Genomic DNA, 22,714 nt, shown 5'->3' with positions numbered 1-22,714 from the left:
GATGCGCAGCAGAGCAATCATCGGGCTCTCGATCCTCGCGGTTCTCATCTTCCTGCTCTACGAGCTGCGCGAGGTGATGCTGCCCTTCGTGGCGGGGCTGGCGCTGGCCTACCTGCTCGATCCGCTGGCAGACCGGTTGGAGCGGCTCGGTCTCGGCAGGCTCGCCGCGACCCTGCTGATCCTGGCCGGCTTCGTTATCGGGCTGGTGGTGGTGCTCATCATTGCCGTGCCGCTGGCCGCCGGGCAGATTGCCTCCCTCGTCAATTCCCTGCCGACCATGGTCGGACGGCTGCAAAGCATCCTCGTGGAGCGGGCCGGGCCGCTGCTCCAGCGGATCGGCGGCACGGAGGTGGTCAACGAACTGCAATCTTCCGTCGGCACGCTGGTGGGACAGGGCGGTGCGTGGTTCCTGGCCTTCCTCAAGTCGCTCTGGACGGGGAGCCAAGCCCTCATTTCCATCGCCTCGCTGCTCGTCGTGACGCCGGTCGTCGCCTTTTACGTGCTGCACGACTGGGACCGGATGATCGCCGCCCTCGACGGCTGGGTGCCCCCGCGCCACCGCCCGACGGCACGGCGGCTCGCGGGCGAGATCGACGGGGCGGTGACCGGCTTCGTGCGCGGCCAGAGTCTCGTCTGCCTGATCCTCGGCTCGTTCTACGCGGTCGGCCTGTTTCTCGTCGGGCTGAACTTCGGCGTGTTGATCGGGATGATCTCCGGCTTCCTCACCTTCATCCCCTATGTCGGCACCCTCACCGGCTTCATGCTCTCGGTCGGCGTCGCCCTGGTGCAGTGGTGGCCCACCGGCGATTGGCTGCATATCGGGCTGACCGTCGGCGTGTTCCTCGTCGGACAGTTCCTTGAGGGCAACGTGATCTCGCCCAAGCTCGTGGGTGACTCAGTCGGCCTCCACCCGGTCTGGCTGATGTTCGCGCTGCTCGCCTTCGGCTCGCTGTTCGGCTTCCTCGGGCTTCTCCTCGCCGTGCCGGTCGCCGCGTCCATCGGCGTCGTCGTGCGCTTCGGCATCGAGCGCTACCTGGAGAGCAAGATCTACCGGGGCGACGGTCCGGTGCTGATCGGGGATTCCGGGAGCCCCTCGCTGCCCCCCCGCGATTGATCGCGCGCGTCGGTGTATGGTGTCCCGATGCGCGACAACGCCCCCCCGAAGCAGCTCGCCTTCGATCTGCCGCTCGATCCGCGCTACGGCGCCGAGGATTTTCTGGTCAGCCCCTCGAACGAGGAAGCCTATGCCCTGATCGAGGCGTGGCCCGACTGGCCGGACACCGTATTCCTGCTCCGTGGTCCGCCCGGAAGCGGCAAGAGCCATCTCGCCTCGATCTGGGCGACGCGGGCGCAAGCCTGGACGGTCTCCGCCTCGGACGTCTCTATGGAGCGGGTCTCCCACCTCATCTCCAACGGCGCCCTCGTGGTCGAGGATGTCGAACGCGAGGCTGGCCGCGACGAGGCGGCTCTGTTCCACCTGCTCAACCTCGCCCGCGAGCGGCGCTTTCCGGTGCTGCTCACGGCCTGCGGACCGGTGGACGGTTTCGGATTGAGGGTCCCCGATCTGCGCTCACGGCTGCGGCTCGCGCCCGGCGCCGAGATCGGCTCGCCGGACGACGCGCTCCTGAAGGCGGTCATCGTCAAGCTGTTCGCCGACCGGCAGCTCGGCATCGATACCTCGGTGGTCGATGCTCTGGCCCTGCGCATCGACCGCTCCCTCGCCCGCGTCCGCGAGGTCGTGGCCGAACTCGACCGCGATGCACTGGGCCGCCGCCGCCGCATCACCCGGCCGCTGGCGCTCGCCGTCCTCGAGCGGATGGCGGCCGATGACGGTCCGAGGGAGACGGAGGAGGGGGACGAGGCTGACGCCGATACGGGAGCGTCGTGAACCGCCATTCGTTGTCATGAAACCGTCAAACGGGTCCGGCCGACCCGTGCTAGAGCGCTTTCCGATGCAGTGGATGCCGGTTCATTGAACGAAAGCGCGTCACCACGAAAACCTTGAGCCGGGCCGGATCGGAACCGAAGGGAGCCATCGCGTTGTCGGAAGTGGAGTCGGATGTCGTCGCCCGGGACGCGGAGGCGACCGAGGCCGAAGAGACGAGTCTCGCCACCGAGCGGGGCGTGCGCAGCGAATCCGCCCGCGCCCGCACCGCCCGCGCCGCCCGCATCCTCGCCGCGGAGAAGGCCGCCGAGAAGCCGGCCGAGCCCGATGCGGAGAGGGAAGGCGCCGCGGCCGAGGCCGCCCGCGAGCCGGTGCTGGAGGCCGGCCGGTCGCTGCGCCACTCGCCCGAGCGCTTCGTGAACCGCGAGCTGTCCTGGCTCCAGTTCAACCGCCGGGTGCTGGAGGAATCCGCCAACCCGAACCATCCGCTCTTGGAGCAGCTGCGCTTCCTCTCGATCTCGGCCAACAACCTCGACGAATTCTTCATGGTGCGCGTGGCCGGCCTGCACGATCAGGTCCGCGCCGGCCTCGTCGTGCCCTCGCAGGATGGTCTGACCCCCTCGGAGCAGTTGTCGCGCATCGGCAACGAAGTCTCGCGCCTCGCCCTCGACCAGCAGGACCGCTGGCGGGCCTTGCGAGAGGAGCTGAACGCAAACGGCATCCACCTCGCGGAGCCGGCAGAGCTGTCGGACGAGCACCTCGCCTGGCTCGACGACTACTTCCTGTCCTACATCTTCCCGGTGCTGACGCCGCTCGCCATCGATCCGGCCCACCCCTTCCCGTTCATCCCGAATCTCGGCTTCACCGTCGCGCTGATGATGGTGCGGCCCCGCGACGGGCGTACCCTCCGCGCACTGATCCGCTTGCCGGCTCTGCTCGACCGCTTCGTGCGACTGCCCGACGTGGCCGGCGACGGCACGGCCCGTTTCATCGCCATCGAGCAGGTGATCGCGAAATACGCGAGCCGGCTCTTCCCCGGCTACTCTCTCAAAGGGCAGGGCGCCTTCCGCGTCGTGCGCGACTCCGATCTGGAGATCGAGGAGGAGGCGGAGGATCTCGTCCTGCACTTCGAATCGGCGATCAAGCGCCGCCGCCGCGGCGTCGTCATCCGCCTGGAGATCGAGGCGGGCATGACGGAGGAGCTGCGCGCCTTCGTCGCCGACGAACTGGAGATCGCTCCCGATTCCATCTTCGTGGTCGAGGGCATGCTGGCGCTCAACGAGCTGTCGCAGATCGTCGGGATCGACCGGCCCGACCTCAAGTTCAAGCCCTACAACCCACGTTTCCCCGAGCGCATCCGCGAATCGGGCGGCGACGTCTTTGCTGCGATCCGGCAGAAGGACTTCATCGTCCACCACCCCTACGAATCGTTCGACTCGGTGGTGCAGTTTCTGGCCCAGGCCGCCCGCGACCCGAACGTAGTGGCGATCAAGCAGACGCTCTACCGCACCTCGTCGAACTCGCCGATCGTCGCCGCGCTCGCGGAAGCGGCGGAGGCCGGCAAGTCGGTCACGGCGCTCGTCGAGCTGAAGGCCCGGTTCGACGAAGAGGCCAATATCCGCTGGGCGCGCAACCTTGAGAAGGCGGGCGCGCAGGTGGTGTTCGGCTTCGTCGAGCTGAAGACCCATGCCAAGCTGTCGATGGTGGTGCGCCGCGAGGGCGATCGCCTCGTCACCTACTGCCACGTCGGCACCGGCAACTATCACCCGATCACAGCGCGCATCTACACGGACCTGTCCTTCTTTACCGCCGACCCGGCCATCGCCCGGGACGTTTCGCGCATCTTCAACTTCATCACCGGCTACGCCGAGCCGGCGGAGCTGGAGCGCATGGCCGTGTCGCCGCTGACCCTGAAGCCGCGTCTGCTCCAGCACATCGAGGAGGAGATCGCCCACGCCAAGGCCGGGCGTCCGGCGGCGATCTGGATCAAGTGCAACTCGCTGGTCGATCCGCAGATCATCGACGCGCTCTACGACGCGAGCCAGGAGGGCGTGCAGATCGACTGCATCGTGCGTGGCATCTGCTGCCTGCGGCCGGGCATTCCGGGCCTGTCCGACACGATCCGGGTGAAATCGATCGTCGGGCGCTTCCTCGAGCACGAGCGCGTCTACGCCTTCGGCAACGGCGCCGGGCTGCCGCACCCGAAGGCCACCGTCTACATCTCCTCGGCCGACCTGATGCAGCGCAATCTCGACCGGCGTGTCGAGTCCCTGCTGCCGATCACCAACCCGACTGTGCATCAGCAGGTGCTCGACCAGATCATGCTGGCCAACCTCCTCGACAACCGGCAGAGCTGGCGTGTACTGGCATCGGGTGCGAGCGAGCGGATCAGCCCCGCGGAAGGGGAGGAGCCGTTCAACGCGCACAAGTACTTCATGACGAATCCGAGCCTATCCGGGCGCGGCAAGTCGTCGAAGAAATCGAGCCCGCGGGCGCTCAGCCGACGCGCCCAGCGGTCCTGATCGCAGGGTCGGCCTCTCGGCCCCACTTCATCGTGAGCGTCCCGTCCGCGGGGCGCCTCCCTGACACGGGGGCTACATGGGTCCGACACGTCCTCACCTGACGCTCGCCCACTCCGTCGAACGGCCGGCTCCGATGATCACTGGCATGGCGTTCGAACCCGTCGCGATCATCGATATCGGCTCGAATTCCGTGCGGCTCGTCGCCTATGACGGGCTCCAGCGCGCCTCGACGCCGCTCTACAACGAGAAAGTCTTGTGCGGGCTCGGCCGCAGCGTCTTCTCCACGGGCCGCCTCAACGAGGATTCCGTGCAGCGGGCGCTCACGGCCCTGCGCCGCTTCCGCATCCTGTGCGAAACGATGAAGGTTTCGCGCATCTTCGTTCTGGCCACCGCCGCCGCGCGGGACGCTGCCAACGGCCCGGCTTTTCTGGAGTCGGCGCGCGAGGCGCTCGGTCAGGACATCCAACTTCTCTCCGGTCGGCGCGAGGCGGAACTGTCGGCGCTCGGTGTGGTCTCCGGCTTCTACGCGCCCGACGGGGTGGTCGGCGACCTCGGCGGCGGCTCGCTCGAACTGGTCGACGTCAACGGCACCATGACGGGTCAGGGCGTGACCATGCCGCTCGGCGGGCTGGCGCTGCAGGATCTCTCCGAAGGCTCGCTCAAGAAGGCGCGCAAGATCGCCCGCGAGCATCTGAAGAAGGCCGAGCCGCAGCTCGATACCTTACGCGGGCGCACCTTCTATGCGGTCGGCGGCACGTGGCGGGCGCTCGCCCGGCTGCATCAGGCTGCTCGGGACTATCCGCTCCACGTCATGCACGGCTACACGGTGGAGCCCTCCGACGAACTGAGCTTCCTCGAAATGGTCGAGGCGAGCGACGCCGCGACCTTGCAGGAGGTCGAGAGCATCTCCGAGGCGCGCCGGCCGCTTCTGGCCTTCGGCGCAGTCGTGCTCGAAGAGATCATCCGGCTGGGCCGGCCCCGCGAGATCGCCATTTCCGCCTTCGGTGTGCGCGAGGGCCTGCTGTTCGAGCAGCTCGATCGCGAGACCCGTCTCACCGACCCGCTGATCGTCTCGGCCCAGGAACTGAATGTGCAGCGTGCCCGCTCGCCCGCTCACGGCGAGGAGCTGCGCGACTGGACCGACCACTTCATCACCACCCTCGACGGCCCCGAGACCGCGGGCGAGCGGCGGTTACGGCACGCCGCCTGCCTGCTCTCGGATATCGGCTGGCGGGCCCATCCCGACTATCGTGGCGAGCAGAGCCTCAACGTGCTCGCCAACGCGGCCTTCGCCGGCATCGACCATCCGGGTCGCGCCTATCTCGCTCTCTCGGGCTATTTCCGTCACGAGGGCGTGGCCCCGGAGAAGGCCAGCCCGACTCTGCGCATGCTCGCCGGTCCGCGCCTGTTCGATCGCGCCCGCCTCGTCGGCGCGCTGATGCGCGTCGCCTTTCCGGTCTCGGCCGGCATGGCCGGGCCACTCACGCGGATGCCGATCGCGGTGGAGGACGGCAAGGTGGTGCTGCGTCTGCCCGCCGATCGAGCCGACCTCAACGGCGAGCGCCTCCTGAGCCGCGTGCGTGGGCTTGGCCGAGTGGTCGGGCTGGACGGGCGGGTCGAGGTCGTCTGATCTGGCCGTTTCGAGGCACCGCTGCAGCTGGTTCCTGAAACGGGGGCATGTGGCGCGCAATGCCCTTATCAACCGATTCAGCCCGACAGGCGGGTATGAGCGATCGCGATCTCGCGCTCCGCATCAGCCATGAGATAGGCGATGCGCGGCCCGTCGAGCTTGGCGTCGGCAAGGCGTTGGCGCAGCTCGACCTCGTATTTCTTCTCCTCGGCACGCCGGGGCGGCGGGAGCAGGCGCAGCAGCATCGGACTGGCGATCTCGCCGCGGACGAGACCGCGGTGATTGGCGAGACGCCGCAGGCTGCTCGCGAGGTCTTCCAGCTTCGATTCCGGCAGGTACTGACGGGCGGAAACGCGGGCTCTGCCGGATTGAGACATGGCGTAACCTCTCTGCGACGACGGGCCGGGAGATTGCACGCTGCCGGTTCGTTTTCCCTTGCGAAAGACCGTTAACGGTTCCCGCACGAGCCCTGAAAGACCATCCCCGATCCGGGGTCGACCCGGGCCGGGGAGAAATCGGGGATTCGGGTGGGCCATGCGCCGGAATCGCGGTTCCTGTTCCCCGCGCTCCCGACGCACCTGCAGCCGCTCGGCCCACTGAGCGTCACAGGAACGGCGCAGAGAACTGGTCCGCACCGCCCCGTCACTGCCGGCCCCGCCGCCACGCAGGCCCGAGAGGGCTCGCGAAACCGTCAGGCGCATCGGCCGCGGGGAGGGCCGATGTAGAGGTCCGCGCCGCCGCGGGCAACCGCGCCGTGACGCCGCTGCCCTTCCGGCAATGCATTGCGCGAAGCGCCGCTTACCGCAGCGAGCCGCAGAAACGCTGGATCCGCCGGCAGGCCTCCTCCAGGGTCTTGTTGGAGGTGGCGTACGAGATGCGCAGGTTCGGACCCAGACCGAAGGCCGAGCCGTGGACCGCGGCGACGCCCTCGGCCTGGAGCAGCTCGGTGACGAAGTCCTCGTCCGAGCCGATGGTCTTGCCGGTCTCGGTGGTCTTGCCGATCAGCTCGGCGCAGGACGGGTAGACGTAGAACGCGCCCTCCGGCACCGGGCACTTCAGGCCCTTCGACTGGTTCAGCATCGAGACCACGAGATCGCGTCGCTCCTGGAAGGCGGCCTTGAAGCGGGCGAGGTGCTCCTGCGTGCCGTCGAGTGCCGCCACCGCCGCCCATTGCGAGATCGAGGATGCGCCCGAGGTCTGCTGGCCCTGTACGAAGTCCATCGCCTTGATGAGCGGCTCCGGGCCCGCGGCGTAGCCGATGCGCCAGCCGGTCATGGCATAGGCCTTCGAGACGCCGTTCATGGTGAGCGTGCGCTCGTAGAGGCCGGGCTCGACCTGGGCCGGGGTGACGAACTCGAAGTCGCCGTAGGTCAGGTGCTCGTACATGTCGTCGGTGAGCACCCAGACATGCGGATGGCGCATCAGAACGTCGGTGATCTTCTTCATCTCGTCGCGGGTGTAGGCGGCGCCCGACGGGTTCGACGGCGAGTTGAGGATGATCCACTTCGTCTTCGGGGTGATGACGCGCTCGAGATCCTCCGGCTGGAGCTTGAAGTCGTGCGCCATGTCGGTGTCCGCGAAGACCGGTGTGCCGCCGCACAGAATCACCATTTCAGGATAGGAGACCCAGTACGGGCGCGGGATCACGACTTCGTCGCCGGGGTTCAGGGTGGCGAGCAGGGCGTTGTAGATGACGTGCTTGCCGCCGGTGCCGACGATGGTCTGCGAGACCTTGTAGTCGAGCCCGTTCTCGCGCTTGAACTTCTTGACGATCGCCTCGCGCAGAGGGTTGATGCCGGAGACCGGCGGATACTTCGTCTCGCCGCGGCGGATCGCATCGATCGCCGCCTCCTTGATGTGATCGGGCGTATCGAAGTCCGGCTCTCCCACAGAGAGGCTGATGACGTCGACGCCCGAGGCTTTCAGCTCGCGCGCCTTCTGGGTCATCGCGATGGTCGCGGACGGCTTCACCCGTGAGAGGGCGTCGGCGAGAAAGCCCATGGGAGATCTCCGAAAAGTCTTCGAGTGTCGGGCGGCCCGAAAGGTGTTCCGGGCATCGGGGCCCTCGTAATCATGCGCCGCGGCACGGGCAAGCGCAGTGAGTGGGAGGCTGCCTCCCGGTGCGCGACCTCGGTGAACGACGCGCGGTGGCGCCCCAGGCGGCCAGCCGACGACGAAAGATCTGCAATTTTTCTCAAGCGGGAAGGAAGAGTTTTTCAGGCGTGCGCGGCTGAGGGTTTCGGGTATTGTATCAAGCAAGACAGGCAGTTTCTTGCGGTGCATCAGCATAACTGTGCACTGCAATGACAAATGCATGCAGAATTCAATCGGCTCAGCGACGCGGAAACCTTTCCGGTGTTGCCGGGCCGGATGACGGCATGGTCAATAACGGCGGCGAGAGGCGGGCGACACCGCCCCGGCCAAGCAAGCGGAGGACGGCGGCGCCCATGAAAAAGAACAAGGTCATCTCGGCGGACGAAGCGATCGCACTGATCCGCGAGAACGACGTTCTGACCACCACCGGCTTTGTTCAGAGCTGCATTCCGGAGGCGCTGCACGCGGCGCTGGAGAAGCGCTTCGTCGAGACCGGCTCGCCGCGCGGCCTCACCCTGATCATGACCGCGGGCGCGGGCGACTCGAAGGGGCTCGGCACCGGCCGCCTGCACCATGACGGGCTGCTCACGCGGGTCATCGCCGCCAATTTCGGGCGCATGCCGAAGGTGGCGCAGGCCGCGCAGGCCAACCTGATCCGCGGCTACAACCTGCCCCAGGGCGTGATCTCGCAGCTCTACCGCGCCTGTGCCGCCGGCCAGCCGGGTCTGTTCTCGAAGGTGGGTCTGAAGACCTACGTCGATCCGCGCCACGGCGGGGCCAAGGTCAATGAGCTGACCACCGAGGATATCGTCAAGCTCGTCGAAGTCGATGGCGAGGAGTGGCTGTTCTACACCGCCACCAAGATCGACGTGGCCTTCATCCGCGCCACCTCCGCCGATCCATCGGGCAACCTCTCCTTCGAGAAGGAAGCGTTGACCCTCGACTGCCTCGCCCAGGCCATGGCCGCCCGCAACAACGGCGGCATCGTCATCGCCCAGGTCGAGCGCATCGTCGACGACGGCTACCTGCTGCCCAAGGACGTGCGCGTACCCGGCATCCTCGTCGATTGCGTCGTGGTCGCCGAGCCCGAGATGCACCGCATGAATTACGGCGTGATGTACGACGCCGCGCTCGCGGGCGAGATCCGCGTGCCGGTCACCGGCATCAAGCGGATGGCGCTCAACGAGCGCAAGATCATCGCGCGGCGCGCCGCCTTCGAACTGCCGCCCAACGGCGTGGTCAATCTCGGCGTCGGTGCGCCCGAGGGGATTTCCTCCGTCGCGAACGAGGAGAAGATCACCCCCTACATCACCCTGACCACGGAAGCCGGAGCGGTCGGCGGCGTGCTGGCCTCGGGCTCGAGCTTCGGTGCGGCGACGAATGCCGACTGCATCATCGATCAGAACCAGATGTTCGACTTCTACGACGGCGGCGGCCTCGACATGACCTGCCTCGGCATGGCCGAGTGCGACGCGGCCGGCAACGTCAACACCTCGAAGTTCGGGGGCAAGCTCAACGGCTGCGGCGGCTTCATCAACATCTCGCAGAACGCCCGCTCGGTGGTCTTTGCGGGCACCTTCACCGCGGGCGGCCTGGAGATCGCCGTGCAGGACGGGCAGGTGAAGATCGTCACCGAGGGCCGGGCCCGCAAATTCGTGACGGAGGTCCAGCAGAACACGTTCTCCGGCCCCTACGCCGTCGAGCGCTCGCAGCCCGTGATCTACGTGACCGAGCGCTGCGTCTTCCAACTCACCAAGGAGGGGCTCGAACTGATCGAGGTGGCGCCCGGCATCGACATCGAGCGCGACATCCTCGCTCACATGGATTTCGCGCCCGTCGTGCGCAATCCGGTGCCGATGGATGCGCGCATCTTCCGCGAGGAGCCGATGGATCTGATCTCGGATCTGCTCAACCTCGACCTGAAGTCGCGCGTCAGCCTGGATGCCGAGCGCAACATCCTCTTCATCAACCTGGAAGGCTGGTACTGCCGGGTGAAGAGCGACATGGACGAGCTGCGGATGACCATCGTCGAGGCCTGCCGCCAAGCCGGCCAGCGGGTCAACGCCGTGATCAATCACGACGGCTTCCGGCTCAACGAGAACCTCTACGACGATTATGCCGGGATGATCCAATATCTCCAGGCCAACTACTACGCGACGACGACCCGCTACGCGACCAGCGCCTTCCTCCGCCTGAAGATGGAGGAGGCCCTGACCAAGCGCGGTGTCGCCCCCCACGTCTTCGAGCGCAAGGAGGAGGCCCAGGCCTTCCTCGGCAGCACCGAGGACAAGAAGGCCCGGAAAATGATCTCGCCGGCGGTGGCCTCGGCGGCGTGAGGAGCTCTGGGGCGAAGAAGCGTTTCGCGTCTCGGTCTTGAGGGCCGAGATGCGAGGTCGGCTGCTCAAAGCCATATCAAACGGCTCAGACGCCACTGCCCATAGCGGCCCTGAAATCTTTGCCTAAATTCGGGGAATTGATAACCGAGTTCATCACCGTCTCGCCGAGCCGGCGATAGGATTCGAAATCGCTTTCCGTGAAGAACTGATTGCCCGTTGACTCGTGTGGAAAGCTAGGTTTGCGAACCTGAAACGCTGTCACTTCGAGCGGTGTCTCTTCGGTGATCATCCAGGGCTTCACGTAGAGCAGGCGCCCTGTCGCCCGCTGCTTCTGCTCGTCCGTGGCGTCGGGAGGGGTGGGATAGCTGATCGTCGCCCAGGCGCCCTCGGTACGGAGCTCCTTCGCCGCGATGCGGATCATGGGATCGAAGACGATTTCCAGGCCCGCCATATCGATCCGGGCATTCTGGATCGTGCGGCTGAGGTCCTCGTAGCCATAATCTTTATCTTGGCTGGCATCGATGACGAGGATGAAGCGGCACCGTCGCCGCAGCATCTCGTAGAGGCCGAGATTGTCGAAATGGCCGCCATCTGAGAGATAGACATAGTCGCTGTCGCGATCTGAGCGGCCCAACATTTCAAGCAGGAGAGCGGGCAGGCTGTTGACCGGGCCGGAGCTTTTGAGCTGCTTGTGCGTCAGACGTCTCGCGCCGGGATTAGGAAGCCATGCGCCGAGGCGGACATTGAAGAGCGTCATCACGAAGGCGACGAGCGGCGAGGAATGATAGCCCATGTTCGGGCTCGCCGCCGCTCCGGAGATCGTTATCGCCGTTCCCAGGCTGATGCCGTTCGGCCCCTCGCCAGGGCCGGTCTGTCTCTCGTCGCCGGCGTAGTCGGCCGTCGCGATGAAGGCGCCGGCCGGTTCCTGCCCTGCAAAGCCGTCGGAGGCGCGAAGATCCAGCGTCGCCGCCCCGCAGCGAAGGGGCGTGATCGTGAAGGATTCCGCCTTGCGCTCGGCCCGCGCGGTATCCTTTCCGCTCGTGCGGTTGAGGGCGACGTTGATGACGGGGAACAGGACTTTCGGCGACCGGTCCTTGAAGGCGTCCGCCATCCTCACATTGTCGAAGACGTCGAAGCTCGTGGCATGGTCCGGGTGGCTGTCGGCCTCACGCCGCGCTGAGCCGAGGAATCCGCGCACGATACGGTTGCGATAGACCGCGTGCATGGAGAAGCGGTTGATGTTGATCAGGCTTCCGAGCCACCATGCCAAGATGACCGCACCGAGGCCGATCAGGGCCACGAGGAGCGCGATCGTGAGGAACGGCGGCTCCGCCCGACTGTCGGTGAATCCGACGGCGAGCGCTCCGGCCAGAACCGCGATGAGGCGCCCGATCAGGGCCAGGAGGATCGCGCCGAACAGCACGATGCCGACCTGGATCAGGAGGGTGACGGGGATGTGTGCCAGAAGGGCGAGAGGTGAGCTGCCGGAAGCGGGGGCGGGTCGATACTGCGTCTGGGCGCTCTTGCCGAGTTGGGTCGCGAGCCAGCCCGCGGCGAGCCCGCCGGATGTCAGCCCTGACAGTTCCAGCCCCTCGAGGCGGCCGACCAAAACGCCCCCGAGCACGACCACCGCGCCTGTCGCGGCGAGTGTCAGGATGACGAGGACCTTGATCGCGTTCAGGCGTGCCAGCCATTCCCGGTCGAGATCGGCGCGGATGCCCTTCCGCCGGAACGCGACGTAGAGGGTACTGCGCAGGACTTCCGAGAGCGCGACCCAGGCAGGTCCGGCGAGAGCGAGCCAGAAGACATCGAGATCCCGTACGAGCCAGGTTCCGTACCAGATCAGCGCAGCCGAGGCCGCGCAACTGGCCAGCCAAGCCAGGGTGCTGTTCCGGAACGGTGCGAGGTGAGCCTTGCGGTTCTCCTCCGTGGGGTAGGCACGGCGCTTGAGGTTCAGGTAGGCGGCGCCGTAGGCCAGGAGCGAGGCAACGAAGCTAGCTGCCGCCAGAACCCAGAGATTGGACGGCGACCAGAACGGATTGTCATCGCTCGCCGGTCCCGACTCGATGGCGGCCGTGATCACGCAGGGCGCCTCGACGAGCGGGCATGATTTCGAGCGGTTGGTCGCGGCATCGCTGGCCGGGATGAAGACGGCGCGGCCTTCCTCCATTCCGTCCGCACGGCTCAGGCCGCCCGTGACGGCCAGAGGCGACAGGAGGCACCAGAGCAGCATCGGCAACACGATGCGATAGGCCGCTTGGCGGCCGGTCCAGCCCACCTTCGCCCCCGGACCCAACCTTTGCAACTTTTGGATGTCATCTTCATGGCTATGGCTCGGCAGGCCGAGGATGGTCTGATAGCAGGCGACGGAGAGGCCCAGCACGGCGATGACACCCGCGAGAATATCGAAGTCCATGCGGATCTCGGACGCAACGAGCGCACTGCTCAGGGCGAAGTAGAACAGCGGTACGGCGACCACCGCCGTGAAGGCGGGAAGGAGCAGCAGCCAATTGATGAGCGTGTTCCGAACCCATAGGACGATGCCGGCCCAGGTATCCAGGGAGGCGAAGCCGGGATGAGGAGTGAGGAAGTTGCTGAAGCGGCGCAGCCGCCGCACCGCCTCGGCCTCCCGGGTGCCGTCACGGCTGGCGATCAGACTCTCGGTCGCCCCGATATGGATGGGTTTCTCCCCCCGATCCGCTTGGCTGCTGATCAGGCGGGTGAGCCAACCGCCGATATATCCCCCGCCTGAGACCGTCGAGAGATAGTGGAACTCCTTGAGCAGCCCGTGCTTGGCTAAGGCTTGGATGGCTCCCAGGCAGAACGTGGCGCTACGGATTCCGCCTCCCGACAGGCAGAGTGCCGTCGGTTGCTCGTTCTCGGCGAGCCCGAGACATTTCCATTCCTCCTCCAGCGCCGCCTGGGTGTCGATGACGGACACGTCGTCCTTTCGGGCCCCCGATGTGACCTTCGCTTCGGCATTGGTGTCGTCACGTGTACCGGTCATGGCGTGCTTCCCCCGCCGATCCGTTTCTGCAGTTCCATCGGTCCGTTGGCTCGGTCCTTGGCGTTTCGCGCAGACACCGAACGCGGTCAGGTATGCGTGTCAGGCGCCCTTCAGGGCGTAGCGCAGGCCGTTTTCGAGCACGCGCTTGCAGAAGCGGAGATCGAGGATCTCATTGTCGCTGTAGGGAAGCCGCGTGCGGTCGTGGCGGCTGATGCAGGCGACGAGCATGGCCGAGAGCGTGGCGCGGCGTCCGGCATCGGCCGTCGCCGCCGCGGTCGGCGTCTTGCCGACCAGGGCAACCAGCAGCGTGCCGTACTGGCTCAGGATCATCGCGTAGGCGTCATGGCCGATGACGCCGTTGGCGTAGCTCTGGCAGGCGGCGTAGAGGCCGTCGCGGAGCGCCAGCACCGCCGCCTCGCGCCCGGTCTGAGTCGTGACCGTTTCCGTCTGCGAGAAATCGCCCGCGCCATCGACGGTCGGTCCCTGCGGGACGACGATATTGGCACGGACGCTCTGCTTGCCGGCGAAAGCAATCGCGTAATCCGGGCTGGGCTCGGTGCAGACGATGGGCATCAGCGATCCGTCCTCGCCCGGTCTTGGCCGCTCGGTCACCAAGCGAAGACTTCCCGTCGTCGCGAGCGTCCGTGACGTGCCGAACTGCGACTGCGTTGTTCTGAAGCTTGGTGAGTCGCAGGCCGAGAGGGCACAGGCCAAGAGGCAGGCAAAGACAACGCGCATGATGTGCCCCCCCCCCCGCGCAGCATCTCCCGGCCATGACACGTTTCGTGCCAGACTCAAGGCAAATCGCTGATATGTGTTCTGTCGGATTTGCCAGAATCGTTTCTTCTAAGTTGCAGTAATGCACCGGATACTGATTTTGAAAAGAGGGGTTCCGAAAATAATCTGTGTCTGATCCGTTTGCGCCGAGGGCGAGGAGCGGTCCCGCGGCGGCGGGCGCGCTTGGCCTTGCCATCCCACCCCGTCTCTGCTAACGCCCCGCCCATCCCACACGCGGAGCCGGCCTCATGCCTGAATGAGGCGTTTCCGGTGGCTGGCTGATTGGCCGGCTACTTCTTCCGCGGCGGTATCAACCGGAGAGAACAAAAGTCATGGCCGTCGATTTCTCTATGCGCCAGCTCCTCGAGGCCGGCGCCCATTTCGGGCACCAGTCGCACCGCTGGAACCCGAAGATGCAGCCCTACATCTTCGGCACCCGTAACAACATCCACATCATCGACCTCGCCCAGACCGTGCCGGCGCTGCGCGCTGCCCTCCAGGCGGTGAGCGACACCGTGGCCCGCGGCGGCCGCGTGCTGTTCGTCGGCACCAAGCGCCAGGCGGCGGACGCCATCGCCGAGGCGGCCAAGCGTTCAGCCCAGTACTACGTCAACTCCCGCTGGCTCGGCGGCATGCTGACCAACTGGAAGACCATCTCCGGCTCGATCCAGCGCCTGCGCAAGGTCGACGAGACGCTCGAGGGCGGGGCCGTCGGCCTCACCAAGAAGGAGCGTCTCATGCTGACCCGTGAGAAGGACAAGCTCGAGAAGGCGCTCGGCGGCATCAAGGACATGGGCGGCGTGCCCGACCTGCTGTTCGTGATCGACACCAACAAGGAGCAGTTGGCGATCAAGGAGGCCCAGCGCCTCGGCATCCCGGTCGCCGCCATCGTCGACACGAACTGCAACCCGGACGGCATCTCCTACATCGTCCCGGCCAACGATGACGCCGGCCGCGCCATCGCGCTGTATTGCGACCTGATCGCCCGCGCGGCGATCGAGGGCATCGGCCGCGGCCAGGGCGCGCTCGGCATCGATGTCGGCGCCTCCGAGGAGCCCACCGCCGAGGAGCTGCCGGCCAACGACGACGTCGTGGCCTCCGTTGCCTCCGATGCGATCGCCCCGGCCGACGTCGCGGCGCTGGCCGAGTCGACCGAGCACTTCGAGCAGCTCGTGGCGCCCCGCGGCGCGCCCGACGACCTGACCAAGCTCAATGGCGTCGGCCCGCAGCTCGTGCAGAAGCTCAACGATGCCGGCGTATGGCACTACTGGCAGATCGCCGCCATGCAGCCCGACGACGTGGCCAAGCTCGACGCCGACCTGAAGCTCAACGGCCGCATCGGCCGCGACGGCTGGATCGAGCAGTCCCGCGCCTTCGTCGAAGCCGCCGCGGCCTAAGTCGCACATCCGCCGCCGGGATTTTTGCCCGGCGGCCCGATTGTCATCACCCTGCAAAGCCCGGTGCTTTCAACGAGCGCCGGGCTCGTTCACTTCAAGACCTGCACTTCAAGCCCTGCACTTCAGCCTCAAGAGGATCGCCATGGCCAACATCACCGCCGCACTCGTGAAGGAGCTTCGCGAAAAGACCGGCGCCGGCATGATGGATTGCAAGGGCGCGCTCAACGAGACCAATGGCGACCTCGAGGCGGCGGTGGACTGGCTGCGCAAGAAGGGCCTCGCCAAGGCTGCCAAGAAGGCCGGCCGCGTCGCCGCCGAGGGCCTCGTCGCCGTCGAGTCCGCCGGCCACCACGCTGCCATCGTCGAGGTGAACTCCGAGACCGACTTCGTCGCCCGCAACGACAGCTTCCAGGCGTTTGCCCGCGAGGCCGCCAAACTCGCGCTCAACACCGACGGCACCCTGGAGGGTCTCCAGGCCGCCACCTTCCCCGGCTCGTCCGAGACGGTCCAGGAGAAGCTCTCGAACCTGATTGCCACCATCGGCGAGAACATGACTCTGCGCCGCGTCACCAAGCTCGACGTGAGCAAGGGCGTGATCGCCTCCTACGTCCACGGCCAGATCAGCGAAGGCCTGGGCAAGATCGGCGTGCTCGTCGCGCTCGAATCCGAGGGTGACGTCGAGGTCCTGTCGGCGCTCGGCCGTCAGATCGCCATGCACATCGCCGCCACCAGCCCGGTGGCTCTGGACGCCTCCGGCGTCGACCCGGCCGTGGTCGAACGCGAGTCGAACATCCTGCGCGAGAAGAACGCCGGCAAGCCGGACCACGTGATGGCCAAGATCGTCGAGAGCGGTCTGAAGAGCTACTACAAGGAGGTCACCCTCCTGGAGCAGCCCTTCGTCCATGACGGCTCCAAGACCATCACCCAGGTGCTCAAGGAAGCCGCGGGCAAGGCCGGCGGCGAGGTCGCGATCAAGGGCTTCGTCCGCTACGCGCTGGGCGAGGGCATCGAGAAGGAAGAGGGCCCGGACTTCGCCGCTGAAGTGGCGAGCATGTCGCGCTGATCTTCACCGATCATCACAGGGTACCCAGCGAGGGGCGGCGGCAGCGATGCCGTCGCCCCTCGACGTTCCGGCCCCCGTATTGCTAGAAGCCGCGGCGCTATCAGCCCGAGCCGACGAGGATCCGATGCCGGAGACGACGCCCTACCGCCGAGTCCTCGTGAAGCTGTCCGGCGAGGCTCTGGCCGCTCCCGACGGATTTTGGCTCCACCCGCCGATGCTGGCGGCTTTGGCCGAAGACATCGCCGCCACGATCTCCCATGGGACTCAGATTGCGGTGGTGGTCGGCGGTGGTAACCTGATCCGCGGTGCGCGCATCTCCCAGGCCGGCTGGATCGACCGGGCGACGGGCGACTCGCTCGGCATGATGGCGACTGTGATGAACTCGCTCGCGATCGAGACCGCGCTCAACGCCGCGGGCGTGCAGGCGCGGACCATGTCGGCGGTCTCGATGCCGACGATCTGCGAGACCTATGCCCGCCAGCCGGCGCTGCACCATCTCGACAAGGGGCAGGTCGTGGTGCTCGCGGGCGGCACCGGCAATCCGTACTTCACCACCGACACGGCCGCGGTCCTGCGGGCGGCGGAGCTGCGCTGTGACGCCGTGCTGAAGGCGACGCAGGTGGACGGCGTCTACTCGGCCGACCCGAAGCGCGATCCGGAGGCGATCCGCTACGACCGCATCACCCACGACGAGGCCATCGCCCGCGATCTCAAGGTGATGGACACCGCCGCTTTCGCGCTCGCCCGCGAGAGCCGGCTCACCATCGTGGTGGGCTCGGTGCACGCGCCGAGCTCGATCAATGCGATCCTGACGGGCGCTTCGGTTTCGACCCGCGTGGTGCCGTAAGCGGCGGCTTCCTGCTTGGAACCCCCTCTCCTCCCAGGGCGGGAGGAGAGGGAGCTCGGTGTCAGGCCGGCGCGGCCGATAAGCAAACCTGCGGCCCGCTTCTGTCACCGGAAAAGAATCAGCCGCCCTTCTTGGCCTTCGCGCGCTCGATGCCTTCGAGGATCAGGCGCTGGGCCTCCGCCTTGTCGCCCCAGCGCACGACCTTCACCCACTTGCCGGGCTCCAGATCCTTGTAGTGCTCGAAGAAGTGCTGGATCTGGCTGACCGTGATCTCGGGCAGGTCGGTATAGTTCTCGACCCGGTTGTAGCGCTGGGTCAGCTTGCGCGAGGGCACGGCGATGATCTTCTCGTCCTCGCCGCCGTCATCCTCCATCACCAGAACGCCGACGGGGCGCACGGAGATGATCGCGCCCGGGATGATCGCGCGGGTGTTGGCCACCAGCACGTCGCAGGGATCGCCGTCGCCGGAGAGGGTGTGGGGGATGAAGCCGTAATTGCCCGGATAGAACATCGGCGTGTAGAGGAACCGGTCGACGACGAGCGTGCCGGCGTCCTTGTCCATCTCGTACTTGATCGGCTCGCCGCCGAGCGGAACCTCGACGATGACGTTGACGTCCTCCGGCGGGTTCTTGCCGATCGAGATGGCGTTGATGTCCATAGGCCTATGCTCTCTGAAATCCGGCCGTCGGACGCGTCGCCCCGTCCGGCGGATGCATCGTGCGGAGGCGGCTCACGATGCCGCACCCATCGATGGATGTCTTAGATTGTGCGGGCGGGAAATGAAATCGCTCCTCCGGCCGAGTCGTATCCCTGCGTCCATCCGGCCGCGGAAAATGCTGTTTCGCAGCACTCGGCGGTGACGCTGGCCCGATCCTCGGCCGATTTTTCCAGGAACACGGTGCGCCGATCCCGCGTCCTCGCAGCGGATCGAGTTGGGAACACCCGCTTCGTTCAAGCGTAACCACAAGCCGCAACCGAGCGCGGGGGTTGCTCGAGCCCGCGCAACGCAAGGGCATGATATGAAGCGCATCGCCATCATCGCCGTCGGTGCACTGGCATTGGGGATGGGATCCCTCGCCGGCACGGCTCCCGCAGCGGCGGACGAGGAGGCAGGGTACGGCCGCAGCGTCGATCGGGGCTCCAGGGTCGTCCGGCGCTACGTCGTCCGCCAGCCGCGGCGCATCGTCCGCGAGGTCATCGTCGAGCGGCCCGTCTACCGGACCCGGATCGTGCGCCGGATCGTGGTTGAGCGCCCCATCTACCGGACCCGGATCGTGCGCGAGGAGTTCGATGAGCCCTTCGATATCGAGCCGCCGCCCTTCGCCTACGGGCCGCCGCGGTTCGCCTACGGGCCGCGCTTCGTCCGGCCGCCGCTTCGTCCGGTCGCTTACGATCCGGACTTCGGCCCAGGCTTCGGCTACGGCCCGTTCTTCTAGGGCATCATCCCGAACGTGTGTCTCCGCATCGTCTGAACAGGCAGGCGGCGTGGAAGGCCGTCGTTGATGGCGCGTGCGGCCCCGTGCGGTCGCGGTCAGGCGAACAGGTAGCCGATCTTCGGCAGGCAGATGCCGGAGACGCGCTCGACGGATTCGGGACCGGCCACGCCGCCCAGGCCCTCGTAGAAGCCGCGGGCACGGGGATTGTCGGCCAGCGCCCAGACGCCGATGCGATTGAGCCCGCGGTCGATCAGGTCGTTGCGCACGGCTCGGAACAGGCGGGTGCCGAGCCCGAGGCCCTGGAATTCGGGGGCGATGTAGAGTTCGTCGATCTCGCCGTCCGCCCGCATGGTGCGGTCCCGCACCTGGCCGTAGGCGGCGTAGCCCGCGACCTGCTCGCCGAAGGCGATGACGGCGAGGCCCCGCCCGCCGCCGATCATGCTGCGCCACGTCTCCGGCCCACGGCGGGCGAGGAAGCGCTCCAGGGCGATGCCTGGGATAATTCCCTGATAAGCTTCGCGCCAAGCGGCATCGAACACCGCCGAGAGGCCGGCGGCATCCGCGGCGCGGGCGCGGCGCAGGCTCACCGTGTTCGTCGTCATCGCGGGCTCCGATTGCCAACGGGCCGCGCATGATGCTGGCAAAGGGACCGGTTCGGCAACGGCCTGAGGCTGTTCGCGTTGTCGCCCGAATCGCGGGCTGGTAGAGGAGCGCTCCGACAGGCCTCTCGCAGCGATCCGTGTTCAACCGCTTCCTTCCCCCCGAGACGCGCTACGCGCGGCGCATGGCCCGCATCGCGAAGTTCGAGCGGCCGATCAACGGCTCCGTCTCCCGGGCGAAGGCCTGGGCGAACATGCTGCTCGTCGACCACGGGATCTTCCGGCTCGCCTATCTCAACCGGCACCGGATCGGCACCGGGCTGGTCTGGCGCTCGGCCCAGCCGACGCCGCACCAACTCGCATGGTTCAAGCGCCAGGGCGTGCGCACGATCGTGTCGCTGCGCGGCGGGCGCGAACACGGTTCCTGGCCTCTGCAGCGCGAGGCCTGCGAGCGGCAAGGGCTGACCCTGGTCGAGTTCGTGCTGCGCTCGCGCGAGGCACCCTCCCGCGAGACTCTGCTTGCGGCCCGCGACTTCTTCGCCAGCCTGGACTATCCGGCGGTGATGCACTGCAAGTCGGGCGCTGACCGCGCGGGGCTCGCCGCCACCCTGTTCCTGATCCTGCACGAGGACCGGCCGGTGCGCGAGGCCCTGCGCCAGCTCTCGCCGCGCTACGGCCACTTCCGCTTCGCCAAGACCGGCATCCTGGACGCGTTCTTCGCGACCTATCTCCGCGAGGGCGAGGCGCGCGGCCAGAGCTTCCTGGAATGGGTCGAGCACAGCTACGATCCGCAAGCCGTGACGCGGAACTTCCGCGCCGGCTTCTGGTCCGACCTCGTGGTCGATCGCCTGCTGCGGCGCGAGTAGGCGCTCCGCCTTGGCCCTGCGGCTCTCCCGTGTCCTGAGGCGCGCGCGCCTGTTCCCGGAAGGCCGCGATGCGGCCGAAGCGGTGACCGGCGGTCCGCTGATCGCGGTGATCGGCAATTGCCAGGCGAAGGGCGTGGCCGAGGCCGTGCGCATCCTCGTGCCGGGCGCGCGGGTGCGGCTGATTCCGATGAGCACGCTGGGCAAGCGCAGGCAGGGCCTCGACACCTTCGCAGCCACGCTCGGCGATTGCGATCACGTCTTCTCCCAGCCCTTCCCGACGGGCTTCTTCTCTGAGGGCGGCTCGGAGGCTCTGCGCGAGCGGCTGCCGCGGATGCGGCTGTTCCCCTCGATCGTCTTCACGGCGTTCCATCCGGACGCCGTCTATGTCGGCGATCTCGCCTCGGTGGCGCAGGTGAAGCTGGTGCCGTCGCCGCTCGGCACCTACCACTCGGCGATTACCCTGTTCGGCTTCCTCCGGGGCCTCCCGCCGGAGCGGATCGTCGGGCTGTTCCGCGAGGAGGTGTTTTCGCGATTGGGCTATCTCGACGCCTGGGACCTCGCCGCGGCGGACCTGATCGCGTCGAGCCGGGCGATCGGCTTCGACCTCTCGGACGATCTGCTGCGCTGGTCGCGGAGCGGCCTGTTCATGCACAACATCAATCACCCGCGCCTGAACGTGCTCGGCGACATCGCCGCCCGGCTGCTGCGCGAGGCCGGGCTCGCGCCGCGGCCGATCGCGGTCGAGACCTACGCCCCGGACGCGCTCCTCGATGACCCGATCTGGCCGGTCTATCCGCCGGTGGCGATGCTGTACGGCGTGCCGGGCTCAACGGTGTTCAAGCGGCGCCAGCGCCGGGGCGCCCCACCCGAGACCCTCGGCCTCGAGGCTTTCGTCACGGAAAGCCTCGCGATCTATCGCGGGCAACCACGGGAAACCCTGACCTGTCACCGGGTCGAACACTGGGCCACGTCACTCGAGATCCGCAGGCTGTTCGAAGCGGCTTGAGGCCGGTCAGGGGTTCCCAAAGGGCAAGCCGGCGGGTCTCAGAGGGGAGCCCTGAACCTCATGCCTCGTCCTTGCCCGAGCGCTCGGCGAGGCGAGCCAGCGTCGTCATCTCGCGAAACCACGTCCGCACGGGCTTGGCCGGCGTGCCGCCCCAGCGCGAGCCTGGGGGAACGTCGCGGTTGACGTTGGAGGAGCCGGCGATCTGCGAGCCCATGCCGATGCGCAGGTGGCCGACGACGCCGACCTGGCCGCCGAGCACCACGTAATCCTCCAAAGTCGTCGAGCCGGAGATGCCGACGCCGGAGACGATCACGCAGTGGCGGCCGATCACCACGTTGTGGGCGATCTGCACGAGGTTATCGATCTTGGTCCCCTCGCCGACCACCGTGTCGCGCGAGGCGCCCCGGTCGATGGTGGTGTTGGCGCCGATCTCGACATCGTCCTGGATGATGACGCGGCCGACCTGCGGCACCTTGAGGTGGCCGCCCGCGCCCATGGCGAAGCCGAACCCGTCCTGGCCGATCCGGGCGCCGGGATGGACGATGACGCGGTTGCCGACGAGCGCGTGGGTCAGGGTAGCGCCCGCGCCGATGGAGCAGTCGCGGCCGACCCGTACGTTTGGGCCGATCACGGCGTTGGGGCCGAGCACTGTGCCGGACCCGATCTCGGCGCCGGGGCCGACCACGGCGCCCGGGTCGATCCGTACCCCGTCCTCGAGCCGCGCCTGCGGATGGACATGGGCGCCGGGGGAGATGCCGGCGGCGGCAAACAGCGAGCCCGGCCGCATCGCCTCCTCGTAGAGGCGCGCCAGCAGCCCGGCATAGGCGCGGTAGGGATCGCGCGTGACGAGGGCAATCGTGCCGGACGGAACGCGCGGGGCGAAGCGCGGCGAGACGAGGCAGGCCAGCGCCCGCGTCGTGCCGAGCGCGTCGCCGTAGCGGGCGTTGTCCATATAGGCGAGTTCAGTCGGACCCGCTGTCTCGAGGGGAGCTGCCCCGGTCACCGCCTGCGCCGGGTCGGCGCCCTCCGGGAGCGGCACGCCGCATGCCTCGGCGACGGCGCCGAGGGTCAGGCCGCCTTTCGGCGCGATGAAGACGGGATCTGACATGAGGTTCGATGGCGCCGGCAGGGGAGGGGTCCGAGCGCCGCTATAGCGCTCTTCGCCGGAGGGAGCACCCGCGCGGGGTGGAACGGACGGATCGTCACAAAGCAAAAGAGCCGTGCCCGACCGGGACACGGTCGGGCACGG

At 67.4% G+C, this 22,714-nt stretch carries 18 protein-coding genes; 11 read left to right on the top strand and 7 right to left on the bottom strand.

What is annotated here, in order from left to right; translation table 11 throughout:
- The first annotated feature begins 1 nt into the window (after position 1).
- The 4 genes from FHU13_RS12985 (at position 2) to ppx (ending at position 6,037) form a co-directional block, all read left to right on the top strand.
- Positions 2-1,114: an AI-2E family transporter gene (locus FHU13_RS12985; protein WP_183436294.1), complete on the top strand. Its 1,113-nt coding sequence runs from the start codon at positions 2-4 to the stop codon at positions 1,112-1,114.
- A gap of 27 nt (positions 1,115-1,141) precedes the next feature.
- Positions 1,142-1,888 (top strand): hypothetical protein, encoded by a 747-nt coding sequence (locus FHU13_RS12980; protein ID WP_183436293.1) that lies wholly within the window; start codon positions 1,142-1,144, stop codon positions 1,886-1,888.
- A gap of 152 nt (positions 1,889-2,040) precedes the next feature.
- Positions 2,041-4,407 carry an RNA degradosome polyphosphate kinase gene (locus tag FHU13_RS12975; RefSeq protein ID WP_183436292.1) on the top strand — a complete coding sequence of 789 codons (2,367 nt, stop codon included), beginning with the start codon at positions 2,041-2,043 and terminating at the stop codon, positions 4,405-4,407.
- A 76-nt stretch (positions 4,408-4,483) separates the two neighbouring features.
- Positions 4,484-6,037 carry an exopolyphosphatase gene (gene ppx, locus FHU13_RS12970; protein WP_183436291.1) on the top strand — a complete coding sequence of 518 codons (1,554 nt, stop codon included), beginning with the start codon at positions 4,484-4,486 and terminating at the stop codon, positions 6,035-6,037.
- A gap of 77 nt (positions 6,038-6,114) precedes the next feature.
- Here the strand turns inward: ppx and FHU13_RS12965 are convergent, their stop codons facing one another.
- The gene (locus tag FHU13_RS12965) at positions 6,115-6,414 is read right to left on the bottom strand and encodes a hypothetical protein (protein WP_183436290.1); all 300 of its coding nucleotides are present in this window, start codon (positions 6,412-6,414) and stop codon (positions 6,115-6,117) included.
- A 421-nt stretch (positions 6,415-6,835) separates the two neighbouring features.
- Positions 6,836-8,038 (bottom strand): pyridoxal phosphate-dependent aminotransferase, encoded by a 1,203-nt coding sequence (locus FHU13_RS12960; RefSeq protein WP_183436289.1) that lies wholly within the window; start codon positions 8,036-8,038, stop codon positions 6,836-6,838.
- 446 nt (positions 8,039-8,484) lie between these two features.
- On the opposite strand from FHU13_RS12960, the gene FHU13_RS12955 reads away from it, so the two are divergent.
- Positions 8,485-10,467: an acyl CoA:acetate/3-ketoacid CoA transferase gene (locus FHU13_RS12955; RefSeq protein ID WP_183436288.1), complete on the top strand. Its 1,983-nt coding sequence runs from the start codon at positions 8,485-8,487 to the stop codon at positions 10,465-10,467.
- Between the two features lie 85 nt (positions 10,468-10,552).
- Here the strand turns inward: FHU13_RS12955 and FHU13_RS27375 are convergent, their stop codons facing one another.
- Positions 10,553-13,474 carry a patatin-like phospholipase family protein gene (locus tag FHU13_RS27375; RefSeq protein WP_210287623.1) on the bottom strand — a complete coding sequence of 974 codons (2,922 nt, stop codon included), beginning with the start codon at positions 13,472-13,474 and terminating at the stop codon, positions 10,553-10,555.
- Positions 13,475-13,573: 99 nt separating this feature from the next.
- Complete coding sequence (locus tag FHU13_RS12945; RefSeq protein ID WP_183436287.1) at positions 13,574-14,047, bottom strand: hypothetical protein; 474 nt, start codon at positions 14,045-14,047, stop codon at positions 13,574-13,576.
- Between the two features lie 536 nt (positions 14,048-14,583).
- On the opposite strand from FHU13_RS12945, the gene FHU13_RS12940 reads away from it, so the two are divergent.
- From FHU13_RS12940 to pyrH, 3 genes are all read left to right on the top strand, one after another.
- Positions 14,584-15,648: a 30S ribosomal protein S2 gene (locus FHU13_RS12940; protein ID WP_183436286.1), complete on the top strand. Its 1,065-nt coding sequence runs from the start codon at positions 14,584-14,586 to the stop codon at positions 15,646-15,648.
- Positions 15,649-15,790: 142 nt separating this feature from the next.
- Entirely contained in the window at positions 15,791-16,711 is a 921-nt protein-coding gene (tsf, locus tag FHU13_RS12935) for a translation elongation factor Ts (RefSeq protein WP_183436285.1), read from the top strand.
- 124 nt (positions 16,712-16,835) lie between these two features.
- Positions 16,836-17,558: a UMP kinase gene (pyrH, locus tag FHU13_RS12930; protein ID WP_183436284.1), complete on the top strand. Its 723-nt coding sequence runs from the start codon at positions 16,836-16,838 to the stop codon at positions 17,556-17,558.
- A 118-nt stretch (positions 17,559-17,676) separates the two neighbouring features.
- On the opposite strand, the gene ppa is transcribed toward pyrH, so the two are convergent.
- Entirely contained in the window at positions 17,677-18,216 is a 540-nt protein-coding gene (gene ppa, locus FHU13_RS12925; protein ID WP_183436283.1) for an inorganic diphosphatase, read from the bottom strand.
- A gap of 361 nt (positions 18,217-18,577) precedes the next feature.
- Here ppa and FHU13_RS12920 point away from each other — a divergent pair, with 361 nt between their 5' ends.
- Entirely contained in the window at positions 18,578-18,994 is a 417-nt protein-coding gene (locus FHU13_RS12920) for a hypothetical protein (RefSeq protein ID WP_183436282.1), read from the top strand.
- A 95-nt stretch (positions 18,995-19,089) separates the two neighbouring features.
- On the opposite strand, the gene FHU13_RS12915 is transcribed toward FHU13_RS12920, so the two are convergent.
- Positions 19,090-19,596 (bottom strand): GNAT family N-acetyltransferase, encoded by a 507-nt coding sequence (locus tag FHU13_RS12915; RefSeq protein WP_183436281.1) that lies wholly within the window; start codon positions 19,594-19,596, stop codon positions 19,090-19,092.
- Between the two features lie 137 nt (positions 19,597-19,733).
- On the opposite strand from FHU13_RS12915, the gene FHU13_RS12910 reads away from it, so the two are divergent.
- Together FHU13_RS12910 and FHU13_RS12905 are read left to right on the top strand one after the other, a co-directional pair.
- Positions 19,734-20,459, top strand: a complete 726-nt coding sequence (locus FHU13_RS12910) for a fused DSP-PTPase phosphatase/NAD kinase-like protein (protein WP_183436280.1) — start codon at positions 19,734-19,736, stop codon at positions 20,457-20,459.
- A gap of 10 nt (positions 20,460-20,469) precedes the next feature.
- Complete coding sequence (locus tag FHU13_RS12905; RefSeq protein ID WP_183436279.1) at positions 20,470-21,465, top strand: WcbI family polysaccharide biosynthesis putative acetyltransferase; 996 nt, start codon at positions 20,470-20,472, stop codon at positions 21,463-21,465.
- Between the two features lie 58 nt (positions 21,466-21,523).
- Here FHU13_RS12905 and lpxD read toward each other — a convergent pair whose 3' ends face one another.
- The gene (gene lpxD, locus FHU13_RS12900) at positions 21,524-22,573 is read right to left on the bottom strand and encodes a UDP-3-O-(3-hydroxymyristoyl)glucosamine N-acyltransferase (protein WP_183436278.1); all 1,050 of its coding nucleotides are present in this window, start codon (positions 22,571-22,573) and stop codon (positions 21,524-21,526) included.
- Positions 22,574-22,714 lie beyond the last annotated feature (141 nt).

This window comes from Methylobacterium sp. R2-1 (assembly GCF_014191355.1).
In the GTDB taxonomy this organism is placed as follows: domain Bacteria; phylum Pseudomonadota; class Alphaproteobacteria; order Rhizobiales; family Beijerinckiaceae; genus Methylobacterium.
This window is presented reverse-complemented; position numbering and strand designations above follow the sequence as displayed.

Coding starts and splice junctions, on each gene's coding strand:
- FHU13_RS12940 (WP_183436286.1), top strand. CDS start 14,584: ATGGCCGTCGATTTCTCTATGCGCCAGCTCCTCGAGGCCGGCGCCCAT.
- ppx (WP_183436291.1), top strand. CDS start 4,484: ATGGGTCCGACACGTCCTCACCTGACGCTCGCCCACTCCGTCGAACGG.
- FHU13_RS27375 (WP_210287623.1), bottom strand. CDS start 13,474: ATGACCGGTACACGTGACGACACCAATGCCGAAGCGAAGGTCACATCG.
- FHU13_RS12985 (WP_183436294.1), top strand. CDS start 2: ATGCGCAGCAGAGCAATCATCGGGCTCTCGATCCTCGCGGTTCTCATC.
- FHU13_RS12955 (WP_183436288.1), top strand. CDS start 8,485: ATGAAAAAGAACAAGGTCATCTCGGCGGACGAAGCGATCGCACTGATC.
- lpxD (WP_183436278.1), bottom strand. CDS start 22,573: ATGTCAGATCCCGTCTTCATCGCGCCGAAAGGCGGCCTGACCCTCGGC.
- FHU13_RS12960 (WP_183436289.1), bottom strand. CDS start 8,038: ATGGGCTTTCTCGCCGACGCCCTCTCACGGGTGAAGCCGTCCGCGACC.
- FHU13_RS12965 (WP_183436290.1), bottom strand. CDS start 6,414: ATGTCTCAATCCGGCAGAGCCCGCGTTTCCGCCCGTCAGTACCTGCCG.
- pyrH (WP_183436284.1), top strand. CDS start 16,836: ATGCCGGAGACGACGCCCTACCGCCGAGTCCTCGTGAAGCTGTCCGGC.
- FHU13_RS12920 (WP_183436282.1), top strand. CDS start 18,578: ATGAAGCGCATCGCCATCATCGCCGTCGGTGCACTGGCATTGGGGATG.
- ppa (WP_183436283.1), bottom strand. CDS start 18,216: ATGGACATCAACGCCATCTCGATCGGCAAGAACCCGCCGGAGGACGTC.
- FHU13_RS12945 (WP_183436287.1), bottom strand. CDS start 14,047: ATGCCCATCGTCTGCACCGAGCCCAGCCCGGATTACGCGATTGCTTTC.
- tsf (WP_183436285.1), top strand. CDS start 15,791: ATGGCCAACATCACCGCCGCACTCGTGAAGGAGCTTCGCGAAAAGACC.
- FHU13_RS12915 (WP_183436281.1), bottom strand. CDS start 19,596: ATGACGACGAACACGGTGAGCCTGCGCCGCGCCCGCGCCGCGGATGCC.
- FHU13_RS12980 (WP_183436293.1), top strand. CDS start 1,142: ATGCGCGACAACGCCCCCCCGAAGCAGCTCGCCTTCGATCTGCCGCTC.